Origin of the sequence: Mycobacterium sp. (assembly GCF_049683935.1) — a bacterium.
GTDB lineage: Bacteria > Actinomycetota > Actinomycetes > Mycobacteriales > Mycobacteriaceae > Mycobacterium.
The window spans coordinates 1-11,401 of sequence record NZ_JBAUJR010000487.1; the positions used below are offsets into that span (position 1 = coordinate 1).

Here is an 11,401-nt window from a genome sequence, read left to right on the forward strand (position 1 = left end):
GCCGCCCGTGCGCCGATGGCGGCCCTGGCGACCTCCGAACGTGGACTGAGCTCGCTGCTCGGCGTCCTGGAGCGGGGCCGGATGCTGCCCGCCGAGGAACTGCACGAGTTGAGGACGGCCGCGGATATGACGGTGGCGACGATGTCGGCCACCGCCGCCGAGGTGGTGTCGATGGAGCGGGCCATCAACGCGGCCCCGCAGTCGCGGGCCCACCTCGCGCCGACGATCGCCGCCTTTCGGTCCCAGCTCGATCGCGGTGCCCATCAGTACAACGAGATGGTCACCGCCGCAGCACAGCTGGTGTCAGCGGCCAACTCGGGGTCGATGTCGAGTTCGCCGATGTCGCAACGGCGCTACCGCGACGAGCTGGCCCTGGCCACCGACCGGCTGACCGGCTGGGCGCAGGCATTCGACGAGCTCGGCCGATTGCGCGGTGCCTGACCGGCGCCAGGTCAGAACGTCGGGCGCAGCGACGGGAGCACAGACGCGGCGACCGCCCGCAGCGGAGCTTTGACCAGGGTGTCGAAGAAGTCGAAGTAGTCGCGCCACAGCGTGACCTTGCCGTCGTGCACCTCGAACGTGCCACAGACCCAGAACTGGAGCCGTAGCGGCCCGATGATGATCGCGTCGGTGCGCTCGGTCAGCACGGTCGTGCCGTCTTCGGCGATGCGGTGGAACTTCACCGCGAACCCGACCTTGCCCTCGCCGCGTCGCAACACCTTCATGATCCGGGCGCGACCACGGATGGAGGGCAGGCCGACGTTCTGCCAGATCAACTCGGGCGCCGCGAGCGACTCGACGGTGTCGAAGTCCTCGTCGGCGAGTGCGTACAAGAACGCCTGCACCGTACGGGAGTTGGTCGCTGTGTTGATGAGCAGTGCCTCGTCGGTCATCGCCTGAGCCTAACGGTGGATGCTGTGGCAGGGTAGCCCGCATGCGTGTCGCCGTGGTCGCAGGACCCGATCCCGGACACGCCTTTCCGGCGATCGCATTGTGCCTGCGTTTCCTGGCCGCGGGCGACGAGCCGACGCTGTTGACCGGTAGGAAATGGCTCGATGTGGCGCGGGGTGAGGGCATCGACGCACTCGAACTCGACGGGCTCGATCCGACGGCCGAGGACGACGATGCCGATTCCGGCGCCAAGATCCACCGGCGGGCGGCGCGCATGGCGGTGCTCAACAGCGAGCGGATCGGGGACCTGGGGCTCGATCTGGTGATCTCGGATTCGATCACCACCTGCGGGGGACTGGCTGCCGACCTGCTCGGACTGCCGTGGATCGAGCTGAACACCCATCCGCTCTACCGGCCGTCGAAGGGCCTTCCGCCGCTGGGCAGTGGACTGGCGCCCGGGGCCGGTCTGCGCGGCCGGCTGCGTGACTCCGTCCTGCGGTCTCTCAGTGCGCGTTCCTGGCGTGCCGGTCTGCGCCAGCGGTCCGAGGCACGTGTCGGGATCGGCCTTCCCGCCGTCGATCCGGGCCCGCTGCGGCGCCTCATCGCGACGCTGCCCGCCCTGGAGGTGCCCCGACCCGACTGGCCCACCGAGGCCGTCGTGGTGGGCCCGCTGCATTTCGAGCCGACGACATCGGTATTGGAGCTGCCGCCCGGGGACGGACCCGTCGTAGTGGTCGCACCGTCGACCGCGAACACCGGAGCCAGTGGGCTCACCGAACTCGCGCTGGAGACGCTCGTGCCCGGCGACGTGCTGCCGAAGGGCGCGCGCGTGGTGGTGTCGCGGCTGGAAGGACCGGAGGGGCAGATCCCGCCATGGGCGGTGGTCGGACTCGGACGGCAGGACGAACTGCTCTCCCGCGCGGATCTGCTGATCTGCGGTGGCGGCCACGGAACCGTCGCAAAATCACTGCTCGCCGGCGTGCCCATGGTCATCGTCCCCGGCGGCGGCGACCAATGGGAGATCGCCAATCGTGTTGTGCGGCAGGGGAGTGCGCAGCTCATCAGGCCGCTCACGCCCGACGCGCTCGCCGCGGCCACCCGGGAAATACTGGGCTCACCACGCTACCGGGAGGCCGCGAGGCGGGCCGGTGCCGGTGCCGCGGAGGTCGCCGATCCGGTACGGGTGTGCCACGACGCACTCGGCCTGTCGGCGTAAGTTGGGCCTGTGCGGCTGACGGAATTCTCTGAGCTCGTGGAGCGCCAGTTCGGTGCGATCCGGGCGTCGTCGATGCTCGTCGACCACGTGCTGACAAGCCTGGGTGGTCGCACCGGGGCCCAGGCCATCGAGGACGGGGTGGATCCCCGCGAGGTGTGGCGGGCGCTGTGCGCGGACTTCGAGGTCCCGCGCGATCAGTGGTGAAAACGTCACACACTGCCGTCCGGGGCCGGAAGCGCGACGTTGACCAACGTCAGAGTCCGTTGGGTCGCCGCTTCGAGGTCACTGGCCTCTGCGGCGGTCAGCGGCCCGCAGATCCAGTCCCAGTGCGCCGCCACCATCTGTCCGGGTACCGGCGCGGGCGCCAGCGACGCTCCGTTCCTGCGCCATCGCACCCGCTCGGTGGCGGGCGCACCGAGGCTGAGCTCGCCGTATTCGAAAGTCAGCGGACGCGAGATGATGACGGCGTGATCGTCACGCACCTCATCGACGAGGCCCCAGCGAATCCTGCAGTCCTGCATGACTTTCAACGGTCTGATGGGGTCGCGATCCAGAAATCGCGCCCACGGGTACACCACGAAGACGTGAAAACTGTGATTGGCCAGGGCGTTGTCAGGCGTGACCTCGGCGAGCAGGCCCGTCACCTGTCGACTGAACGCATCCCGGAGCCGGGCCAGCATCACCGAGGGATCGACGTCATTCAGCAGCTGCCCGCCCACCCAGTAGCTGCGGACGACCTCCTCGTCGAGGGGATCCGGCCGGCCGGCAGCATCGGCGATGGCGCGCAGATAGGGCCATGCGCCGTCGAACTCGCGGGCGTAGTCGGCCAGCTCCGTTACATCCCTTCCGGGCAGGGCCCCGGTGCCGGGCGGGCCGCAGTACCCGAGTTCATTGGGCGGGTAGGCGTACCTGGCGAACAATGCGTGTCCAGGATGGGCAGGGCCGGCCGTCGCCGCCATTCAGCAGATCCGCGGAAGTTGTTCGCCGATGGGCAGGTCGACAACCCGGGTGCCGCCGAGCGCGGTACGCGCCACGACCATCCCCGCGTGCTCAGCGACACAATTGCCGATTATCGCGGCGCCGCCGCCGTAGGGGTGGGCGTGCATCGCGGCGAGCACCCGGTCGGCGTCCTCGGGTGCGACGAAGGCGATCAGCTTGCCTTCGTTCGCGACATAGAGGGGATCAAGGCCCAACAGTCCGCAGGCGTCACGAACATCGCCGGGAATGGGAAAAGATCGCTCGATCAACGAGATTCCCACACCGGCGGCCTTGGCGATCTCATTCAGCGTCGCCCCGATACCGCCTCTGGTGGGGTCGCGCAGGGTATGGATGTCGGCGTCGGTGTCGATCATCGCCGCCACCAGACCGTGCAGAGGTGCGCTGTCGCTGGCGACGGCGGTGCTGAACTCGAGGCCCTCTCGGCAGCTCATCACGGCCACCCCGTGCACGCCGATGTCACCGCTGACGATCACCACATCACCCGGGCGAGCCCGCTCGGGGCGGATGTCGGCGCGCCGGTCGACCAGACCGATGCCCGCGGTGTTGATGTAGACGCCGTCACCGTGACCGGAGTCGACCACCTTGGTGTCACCGGTCACCAACTTCACCCCAGCCGCGAGCGCCGCGGTCCCCACCGCGTGCGCGACCCGCGCGAGTTCGGCCAGTGCCGTGCCCTCCTCGAGGATGAACGCGGTGGACAGCGCCAACGGCTGCGCTCCGGCCATGGCCAAGTCGTTGACCGTGCCGTTGACCGCAAGATCGCCGATGCTGCCGCCGGGGAAGAACAACGGCTTGACCACATACGAGTCGGTGGAGAAGGCCAACCTCGCGGAGCCGACCTGCAGCACCGCGGAGTCGCCCATCGCGGCGTCCGCCGCCGAACCGAATGCCGGCAGGAAGAGGTGCTCGATGAGCTCGGCGGACATCGCCCCGCCGCCGCCGTGTCCCATCAGGATATTGGGCGCATCGCGCAGCGGTGCGGGGCATACCCACGCTTCCATGTCGATCGCCGTCGGTCCGGGTGTCTCAGGCATGCGTCACCTCCAGCCGGCGGTACAGGTAGTAGGCCGCGCACGCGCCCTCGGATGAGACCATGGTGGCGCCCAACGGGTTTCGCGGTGTGCACAATGTGCCGAACGCCGAACACTCGTGCGGCTTGATCAGGCCCTGGAGCACCTCGCCCGACCGGCACACCGCGGACTCCTCGGTGCGGATGTCGGTGACCGCGAACCGGTGCTCGGCGTCGAAGTCACGGTACTTCGCGGACAGCCGCCAGCCGCTCGACGGAATCATCCCGATGCCGCGCCAGGCCCGGTCCGTCACGTCGAACACATCGAGCAGCATCGCCTTTGCAGGGGCGTTGCCTTCGGCGCGCACCGCACGTGGGTACGCGTTCTCCATCTCATGTCGCCCGGACTCGAGTTGCAGCACGGTTCGCCGGATGCCTTCGAGGATGTCCAGCGGCTCGAAGCCGGTGACAACGATCGGAATGGCATATCTGTCGCACAGGGGTGGGTATTCGGCGGTACCCATCACAGAGCAAACATGGCCTGCGGCCAGAAATGCCTGCACCCGACAGGTCGGAGACTCCATGATCGCCGCGATGGCGGGCGGGACGAGCACGTGCGATACCAAGAGCGAGAAGTTTTTGATGCCAAGTCGTTTGGCTTGATACACCGTCATCGCGTTGGCGGGGGCGGTGGTCTCGAAACCGATCCCGAAGAACACCACCTGCTTGCCGGGATTGTCCTTGGCGATGGTGAGCGCATCCAGTGGTGAGTAGACCACCCGCACATCGCCGCCCTCGCTCTTGATCCGGAACAGGTCCTTACCGCTGCCCGGGACCCGCAGCATGTCACCGAACGAACAGAAGATCACGTCGGGCCGGGACGCGATCTCCAGCGCTTTGTCGATGATCTCCAGCGGCGTCACGCATACCGGACAGCCCGGGCCGTGGATCATCTCGATCTCATCGGGCAGCAGCTGGTCGATACCGTGCCGGATGATCGAATGGGTTTGTCCACCACAGACTTCCATGATGGCCCAGCGTCTGCTGGTCGCCGCCCGGATCTGATCGAGCAGCTTGCCCGCCAGCTCAGGATCGCTGAACTCGTCCAGGTACTTCATCGCTTCACCTCGGGATTGGTCAGGCCCGCCTGCTGCGCGGCCAGTTCGAACCCGTCGCCGAATTCCTCCCTGAGCACTCCGAGACGCTCGAACTCGGCCAGAGTCTGGATCGCGGATTCCTCGTCGAGACGCTGAATCGCGAACCCGACGTGGACCACCACGTATTCGCCCACTCGGGCGTCGGGTATGTACTCCAGGCAGACGTCCTTCTGGACACCGCCGAAGTCGACAACCGACATCAGTGTGCCGTCACGGTTCATCAACCGCACGATTCTTCCCGGTACCGCCAGGCACATGAGAAGTTCTCCTTTCTGCTACCCCGAGGTTCCGACCATGATCTGGCCCAGCGCGATGCCGCCGTCGTTGGGCGGTACCCGACGATGGGTGATCACCTCGAAACCGTTGTTGCGCAGCGCTGTGATCGAGTTCGCCAGGAGCAGCGCGTTCTGGAACACACCGCCCGACAGCGCGACCGTCGCGCCTTCGTGGGCGAACTCTGCGGTGAGGTGGACGATCAACCGGGCAACGGCGGCGTGGAACCGGGCGCCGATCACGCCGCAGGAGACGCCGGCGCGCACATCGTCGACGATGGCGCACAGCAGGGGAGCGGGATCGATCAGCGCGGTGGCGCCGGCTGCGAAGTCGACAAGAAAGTGGTACCGCAGCCCGCCCGGATCAGCGCCCCGCGACAGGCCTTCCAGTTCGATGGCAGCCTGCGCTTCGTAGTCCACCACCTGGCGGACCCCGGCCAGCGCGGACACCGCGTCGAACAGCCTGCCCATGCTGGACGTCGGGGCACATCCCAGCCCGGTCTCGAGTTGATGCAGCAGTACTGCGCTCTCGGTCGGCGGGCAGGCGCGCACAGGCGGCAGGTCGTCGGCCCACGGAACGCCGGCGGCCCACAGGTGTGCCATCGCCATCCGGTAGGGGCGGAGCACACTCACGTCCCCGCCCGGCAGGGGAACGTATTTCAGGTGGGCGATTCGTTGGAAGCCCTTGTAGTCGGCGAGTAGAACCTCCCCACCCCAGACCGCGCCGTCGGTCCCGTAACCGGTGCCGTCGAACGCGAAGCCGATCACCTGCCCGGAACCGTCCAGACCGTGTTCGGCCATCACCGCCGCGATGTGGGCGTGGTGGTGCTGAACGGTGCGCACCGGCCGGCCGTCGGCGTTGCGGTGCGCCCAGGAAGTGGACCGGTATCGGGGATGCGCGTCGGCGACGAAGACCTCCGGTCGCACTCCTGTCAGCGCACCGAGGTGGGCTGTCGCCGCGCCGAACGCGGACAGGGTGGCGAGGTCGTCCATGTCACCGATGTGCTGGCTCAGCCATGCATACCGGCCCTCGGCGAGCGCCATGGTGTTCTTCAGATCGGTACCGACCGCGAGTGTCGGCGGCACGGACACCGGCAGCGCGATCGGAAGGGGTGCGTACCCGCGCGAGCGCCGGATCGGCAGCTCGACGCCGCTGACCACCCGCACCACCGAGTCATCGCAGGGCACCAGGATCGGCCGGTCGTGCACCAACCAACCGTCGGTCAGATCCGACAGTCGCGCTGTCGCATCGTCGTCGCGATAGCAGATCGGTTCACCACCGCGGTTGCCCGATGTCATCACCAAGGTGACGGGCCCCGGTTCGTCACCGGGAAGCCCGAACAGCAGTGTGTGCAGCGGGGCGTAGGCCAGCATCACGCCCAGATCAGGATTGTGTGGTGCCACCGAGTCGGCGACCGGGGCGTCCGGCGATCGGACTGCCAGCACGATCGGTCGCTGCGTACCCGACAACAGTCGCTGCGCGCCCTCATCGAAGACACACAGCCTGCGCGCCGCTGGCAGATCTGCAACCATCACCGCAAAGGGCTTGGCTCCGCGCTGTTTACGGCGGCGCAGCTCAGACACCGCAACGTCGTTCGCGGCGTCGCATGCCAGGTGGTAACCCCCGATCCCCTTGACCGCCAGGATGCCACCGTCCCGCAGCAATCGGCGGGCCTGCCGCAGGCCGTCCTCGCCGTCGGTGCGTTGGTGCCGTCGGTCTGTGTAGGACAAGCGCGGGCCGCAGTTCGGGCAGCACACCGGTTGGGCGTGGAACCGGCGGTCGGTCGGATCGGCGTACTCGGCCGCGCAGGCCGCGCACATCGGGAAGCCGGCCATGGTGGTGTTGGCGCGGTCATAGGGAACCCCAGCGATGAGCGTGAAGCGCGGACCACAGTTCGTGCAGTTGATGAAGGCGTGCCGGTATCGACGGTTCGACGGGTCGTGTTGTTCGGCCCTGCAATCCGCGCACATCGCGACGTCGGGGGAGACGAGGGTGCGACCGCCGTCCGAACGCGATGTCTCCTCGATCCGGAAGCTGGTGCCGCCGACCGTCGGAATGTCCTGGATGTCAACAGCTTCGATGACTGCTAGCGGGGGCGGGTCGCCAAGCAGCCGGTCGAGAAAGCCGTCGACATCGTCTGGATCGCCCTCGACCTCGATCACGGCACCGGAACTGTCGTTGCGCACCGTGCCGGACAGGCCGGCCGCCGCGGCGGTGGTGTAGACGAAGGGCCGGAACCCCACACCCTGGACGACACCACGCACGGCGATCCGCCGCCGGAGCCGGCCCGTCATGGCGAGTCCCCGCTGCCCATCAATTTCAGGCCGGCCAACGCAGCATCCGCCCCGGCTTCGTCTGTCTTCTCCACGACGAAACCCATGTGGATGACCACCCAGTCGCCGGCTTCGAACGTCTCCTCGGGCAGCATGCCGATGTTGACCTTGCGGGGCTCGCCCGCGACGTCGACGAGGGCGAGTTGGCCGCCGTAGCCGTCGAGCAGGTGAAGGACCCGTCCGGGAATCCCAAGGCACATGGCTCAGCCCTCCCGTGAAGCGGTGCGGGCGGAGAGTCCGGCCACCACCTGCCGTACGGCGCGGACCGCGGCGGGCACTGCTGATGCTACCGGGGCGGAAAGGCCGATACCCTCCTCGATGCAGGCGACTTCGCAACCGATCACCACGGTGTACGGTGGGCTGCCGCCGAGTGCGTTGAGGCTTGCGAACACTGCCGCCGGATGCATCGCGTGGGCATCGAGACCGGTTGCCGCCGAGAGGTTCTCATGATCGGCCTCGAAGACGTGCACGGTGCCGGGTGTACCGCGATCCGGTAGCGCATCGACGAGCACCAGCGCGTCGTACCCGTCGAGCAGGTCGTACGCCAGGTGCATGCCCCGGATGCCGTAATCCGTTGCGCGCACTGCCGGGTCGCTGATGTGTGGTGCGACCTGGCGCAACACCTCGGGTCCGAAACCGTCGTCGCCGAGGAAGATGTTGCCGATACCGGCTACCAGTGTGGTGGACGTGATGCCTCCTCGCCGCTACATCCGGCGCATCTTGAGATACCGCTTGGCATCCGGCACCGACCTGACGCCAACCATCACGGCCACCACGATGACCACCGCCACGACTCCCGTGGCGATCCAGCCGACTACCTCCATCTCGAACTCCTTTCTGGGCTGAGATCATGGGCTTCGAGAGGTTCGACCTCGTCGGGGGCGAAGTACAGGTAGCGGCCGTACCACTCGTGCAGGTCGGCAGCCGGGTCGTCCTCGATCACCACACCGACGTGAGTCTCCCCGTCGACAGTCTCGTGCACCGACGTCACCCGGGCGACCCTGTCCGCGTAGAACAGATCCTGGGCGTCGGCGCGCCGGGTGGGCCTCAGCCGGACGCGGGTGCCGGCGCTCACCCGGATACCGTTCACCAGCACTGCGTCCACCCCGGGGTTCACGGCGTTGTCCGCCATCGGGTCCCACCAGTCGACGCCGTCGGGGATCTCGGGGACCAGCCCTGGGTCGGGAACCTGCGCATGCGGATCTCGCAGCACACCGTGCAGATTGAGCAGGGCCTCCGGCGACATCGTGTCGCACCGGTCGATGATCTGGGCAGCCAGCGGATCCGTGGCGCGGGCCTGTGCCTTCTCCTCGTCGGTCATCGTCATGATCCGCAGCGTGAGGATCTCGTCGACCTCGCAGGAGTCGTAGAGCGCACCGTCGCTCTGTTCCGCGATCTCGGGATGGTCATACAGGATGATCGGCGAGATCAGCATCAGGTCGGTGGCGCCGGCAGGTCCGGCCAGCACCGGGAAGCAGCGATGCCGGTGGCACCGGGACACCGCGTCGATGGCCTCGGGTGGGGGTTCGAGTAGCGAGACGAACTGGCCACCGTGCACTTCGGTGACCACATGGGTGCCGATCAGGGACATCGCGATCGCGTCGTCCTTGTCCCTGGCGGGCGGGGCGATGTTGCGCACCACGACACGCACCCGGATCAGGCCGTCGTCGGGTTCGGCCGACAGCGTCACGTCGGCGCGGAGTTCGCGCCGGGTCCGCAGCAACCGCCCGCCGTCGATCATCTCCGCCTCCTCGGCACGGGGCACCGCCAGCGGGAGTCGCAGTGTGTCAGCCAGTGCGGCGACGCGAAAGGGGCCGAACGGGATCTCGTGCTCGACGGCCTCGTCCCACGTCAACCACGATCGGTCGCCGCTGACGAGTTCGTCGACCGGCTCGAAACGTCCGTCGCCGGTGGCCCGTTCGACCGCCCGGTGCTGCAGCTGCAGGAAACGGACGACAACCGACAGCGCCGTCGCGTCGCCCGGTCGCACCAGGACGTCCGCCGAGAGGCTGTTGTTCTCGCCGATGCCACGCTGTTCGGCATCCTGCGGACCGAGCACCCCGAACTGCCAGCGGGACTGGTTCTTCGCCGACGTCGCGCGGTAGGGGTAGAGCAGATAGCCCTCGTAGAGGACAGCGTCGGCGACCGCGCGGGCCCGGTCCCAGGTCGTCATCGGACGTCCTCGCTCGACCGGGCGAGCAGCGACATGATGGCCTCGTCCTGCGACAGCAGCCCGTGGGTCGACCGGTAGTGGGCGAGCGCGTCGACGGTGCTGCAGTCCAGTCGCAACCAGCCGGTGTTCGGGAAGTGCTGCTGCATCAGGTCGCGCCACACCGACACCGGCATGTCGTAGCGGTCCTCTCGGTCCCACGGCACCTGCTGGACGGAGAAGCCACGGGTGCCGTGCACAAAAACCGTTCCGCTGAAGAGGAACTGCAACGCAACGGTGCCATCGCGCAGGGCGTGCAGATACTTCGCCGACGACACCTCGAAGTCGTACGTGCACTCCAGCGGCATTCCGATCTGGGTGGCTCCGGTGAACCCCTGCACCATGGCGGTCGCGTGCTGCCAGAGAAAGGTGTGCTGCGTGGTGGCCCAGCGCTCCCGCGTGCCGAACAGGTCGGTCAGGCCCTCGGCCTCCGCGTCGGAGTAGGTGCGCCGCAGCGGGTCGATCCGCACCTGGCAGCGCAGCGCGATCGCGTGGATCGGGTCGTCGCCGACTGCGGCGATGCCGACCCTGGCGGTGAGGACGGGGGTCACCGCGTACGGTTCGGGCGCCACATCCAGCACCGCGAACGTCACCGAGGTCGCCGGTCCGGTCATCGGACCATCACCTTGCTCCGGTCGGCGACGGTCTGGAAGAAGTCGTCCATGTACCGGCGCGCGTCCTGCCCGCCGTCGAAGCCGCGCCACAGCAGCCGGAGCCGGCCGACGAACTCATAGCAGGCATCGATGGGCAGCAGGTGGCAGACCGGCGGCGCGTCGGGTTGGTCGGGGACCCGCACCAACAGCGCCTCGGTGTCGTCGGCCAGGGTGTCGACCCGCGGATCGGCGGCGCGAAGGTCGTTCCAGGACTCCAGATCCAGTTCGGATTCGGTGGCTCCTGCAGGACCGGGATAGAAGGCGACCGTCCGGTCGAGGTGGGAGTTGCGGAAGAAGAACGCCAGCCCGACCGGAATCTGCAGGGCCTCCCACCGGCGGCGGTCGAGTGCGAATTCCGGGAACGCCAGGTAGCGGTCGGGCACCGCCCGGTACCGCAGGGTGGCTTGCCGGTCGGTGAACAGCAGATAGCAGCCACGGCAGACGCACATCAGTTGGCGACCCTCGACGTTGACCACGTGCTGGTGTTCGTCGGCGATCTGTTCGGAGCACATCTCGCAGGTCTCCCCGGCCGGTAGCGGTGACGCGCGGTTGGCGCGGATGCGGGCCAGGACGTCGTAGGCGCTCCCGGAGGTCATCAGGCCACGCTCTCCGCGGACGCGCTCGGGAGCGCCATCGAGAGCACGCCGTCGCGCAGGAGCAC

At 68.0% G+C, this 11,401-nt stretch carries 15 protein-coding genes; 3 read left to right on the forward strand and 12 right to left on the reverse strand.

The window, feature by feature from the left end:
- Nucleotides 1–441 (forward strand): phage shock envelope stress response protein PspM (gene pspM / locus WA965_RS27755; RefSeq protein ID WP_526448251.1); only part of this gene is annotated, 441 nt, incomplete at its 5' end.
- Between the two features lie 11 nt (nucleotides 442–452).
- On the opposite strand, the gene WA965_RS27760 is transcribed toward pspM, so the two are convergent.
- Nucleotides 453–893: a limonene-1,2-epoxide hydrolase family protein gene (locus WA965_RS27760; protein ID WP_526299257.1), complete on the reverse strand. Its 441-nt coding sequence runs from the start codon at nucleotides 891–893 to the stop codon at nucleotides 453–455.
- A 41-nt stretch (nucleotides 894–934) separates the two neighbouring features.
- Between WA965_RS27760 and WA965_RS27765 the strand changes: the two genes are divergently transcribed.
- Nucleotides 935–2,107 carry a glycosyltransferase gene (locus tag WA965_RS27765; protein WP_526299259.1) on the forward strand — a complete coding sequence of 391 codons (1,173 nt, stop codon included), beginning with the start codon at nucleotides 935–937 and terminating at the stop codon, nucleotides 2,105–2,107.
- 9 nt (nucleotides 2,108–2,116) lie between these two features.
- A complete protein-coding gene (locus tag WA965_RS27770; RefSeq protein WP_178358601.1) occupies nucleotides 2,117–2,311 on the forward strand; it encodes a DUF3046 domain-containing protein in 195 nt (64 codons plus the stop codon).
- Nucleotides 2,312–2,316: 5 nt separating this feature from the next.
- Here the strand turns inward: WA965_RS27770 and WA965_RS27775 are convergent, their stop codons facing one another.
- Genes WA965_RS27775 through WA965_RS27825 form a run of 11 tightly spaced genes read right to left on the reverse strand, consistent with a single transcriptional unit; the run spans nucleotide 2,317 to nucleotide 11,336 of the window.
- Nucleotides 2,317–3,066: a DUF6390 family protein gene (locus tag WA965_RS27775; RefSeq protein ID WP_526299261.1), complete on the reverse strand. Its 750-nt coding sequence runs from the start codon at nucleotides 3,064–3,066 to the stop codon at nucleotides 2,317–2,319.
- Entirely contained in the window at nucleotides 3,067–4,140 is a 1,074-nt protein-coding gene (hypE, locus tag WA965_RS27780) for a hydrogenase expression/formation protein HypE (protein WP_526299263.1), read from the reverse strand.
- The gene (gene hypD, locus WA965_RS27785) at nucleotides 4,133–5,233 is read right to left on the reverse strand and encodes a hydrogenase formation protein HypD (protein ID WP_526299265.1); all 1,101 of its coding nucleotides are present in this window, start codon (nucleotides 5,231–5,233) and stop codon (nucleotides 4,133–4,135) included. The genes hypE and hypD overlap by 8 nt, the downstream gene beginning before the upstream one ends.
- Nucleotides 5,230–5,529 (reverse strand): HypC/HybG/HupF family hydrogenase formation chaperone, encoded by a 300-nt coding sequence (locus WA965_RS27790; protein WP_526299267.1) that lies wholly within the window; start codon nucleotides 5,527–5,529, stop codon nucleotides 5,230–5,232. The genes hypD and WA965_RS27790 overlap by 4 nt, the downstream gene beginning before the upstream one ends.
- 18 nt (nucleotides 5,530–5,547) lie before the next feature.
- Nucleotides 5,548–7,839, reverse strand: a complete 2,292-nt coding sequence (gene hypF, locus WA965_RS27795) for a carbamoyltransferase HypF (RefSeq protein ID WP_526299269.1) — start codon at nucleotides 7,837–7,839, stop codon at nucleotides 5,548–5,550.
- Entirely contained in the window at nucleotides 7,836–8,078 is a 243-nt protein-coding gene (locus WA965_RS27800; RefSeq protein WP_526299271.1) for a HypC/HybG/HupF family hydrogenase formation chaperone, read from the reverse strand. The genes hypF and WA965_RS27800 overlap by 4 nt, the downstream gene beginning before the upstream one ends.
- A gap of 3 nt (nucleotides 8,079–8,081) precedes the next feature.
- Entirely contained in the window at nucleotides 8,082–8,570 is a 489-nt protein-coding gene (locus WA965_RS27805; protein ID WP_526299313.1) for a hydrogenase maturation protease, read from the reverse strand.
- 12 nt (nucleotides 8,571–8,582) lie between these two features.
- Nucleotides 8,583–8,702 (reverse strand): DUF6893 family small protein, encoded by a 120-nt coding sequence (locus tag WA965_RS27810; protein WP_526299273.1) that lies wholly within the window; start codon nucleotides 8,700–8,702, stop codon nucleotides 8,583–8,585.
- A complete protein-coding gene (locus WA965_RS27815; protein ID WP_526299275.1) occupies nucleotides 8,693–10,051 on the reverse strand; it encodes a hypothetical protein in 1,359 nt (452 codons plus the stop codon). The genes WA965_RS27810 and WA965_RS27815 overlap by 10 nt, the downstream gene beginning before the upstream one ends.
- Nucleotides 10,048–10,701 carry a DUF6084 family protein gene (locus tag WA965_RS27820; protein ID WP_526299277.1) on the reverse strand — a complete coding sequence of 218 codons (654 nt, stop codon included), beginning with the start codon at nucleotides 10,699–10,701 and terminating at the stop codon, nucleotides 10,048–10,050. The genes WA965_RS27815 and WA965_RS27820 overlap by 4 nt, the downstream gene beginning before the upstream one ends.
- A complete protein-coding gene (locus WA965_RS27825; RefSeq protein ID WP_526299279.1) occupies nucleotides 10,698–11,336 on the reverse strand; it encodes a DUF5947 family protein in 639 nt (212 codons plus the stop codon). The genes WA965_RS27820 and WA965_RS27825 overlap by 4 nt, the downstream gene beginning before the upstream one ends.
- Nucleotides 11,337–11,401 lie beyond the last annotated feature (65 nt).

Excerpts from the sequence above, each read along its gene's own strand:
- WA965_RS27760 (WP_526299257.1), bottom strand. The coding sequence starts at position 893 with ATGACCGACGAGGCACTGCTCATCAACACAGCGACCAACTCCCGTACG.
- WA965_RS27765 (WP_526299259.1), top strand. The coding sequence starts at position 935 with ATGCGTGTCGCCGTGGTCGCAGGACCCGATCCCGGACACGCCTTTCCG.
- WA965_RS27775 (WP_526299261.1), bottom strand. The coding sequence starts at position 3,066 with ATGGCGGCGACGGCCGGCCCTGCCCATCCTGGACACGCATTGTTCGCC.
- hypE (WP_526299263.1), bottom strand. The coding sequence starts at position 4,140 with ATGCCTGAGACACCCGGACCGACGGCGATCGACATGGAAGCGTGGGTA.
- hypD (WP_526299265.1), bottom strand. The coding sequence starts at position 5,233 with ATGAAGTACCTGGACGAGTTCAGCGATCCTGAGCTGGCGGGCAAGCTG.
- WA965_RS27790 (WP_526299267.1), bottom strand. The coding sequence starts at position 5,529 with ATGTGCCTGGCGGTACCGGGAAGAATCGTGCGGTTGATGAACCGTGAC.
- hypF (WP_526299269.1), bottom strand. The coding sequence starts at position 7,839 with ATGACGGGCCGGCTCCGGCGGCGGATCGCCGTGCGTGGTGTCGTCCAG.
- WA965_RS27800 (WP_526299271.1), bottom strand. The coding sequence starts at position 8,078 with ATGTGCCTTGGGATTCCCGGACGGGTCCTTCACCTGCTCGACGGCTAC.
- WA965_RS27810 (WP_526299273.1), bottom strand. The coding sequence starts at position 8,702 with ATGGAGGTAGTCGGCTGGATCGCCACGGGAGTCGTGGCGGTGGTCATC.
- WA965_RS27815 (WP_526299275.1), bottom strand. The coding sequence starts at position 10,051 with ATGACGACCTGGGACCGGGCCCGCGCGGTCGCCGACGCTGTCCTCTAC.
- WA965_RS27820 (WP_526299277.1), bottom strand. The coding sequence starts at position 10,701 with ATGACCGGACCGGCGACCTCGGTGACGTTCGCGGTGCTGGATGTGGCG.
- WA965_RS27825 (WP_526299279.1), bottom strand. The coding sequence starts at position 11,336 with ATGACCTCCGGGAGCGCCTACGACGTCCTGGCCCGCATCCGCGCCAAC.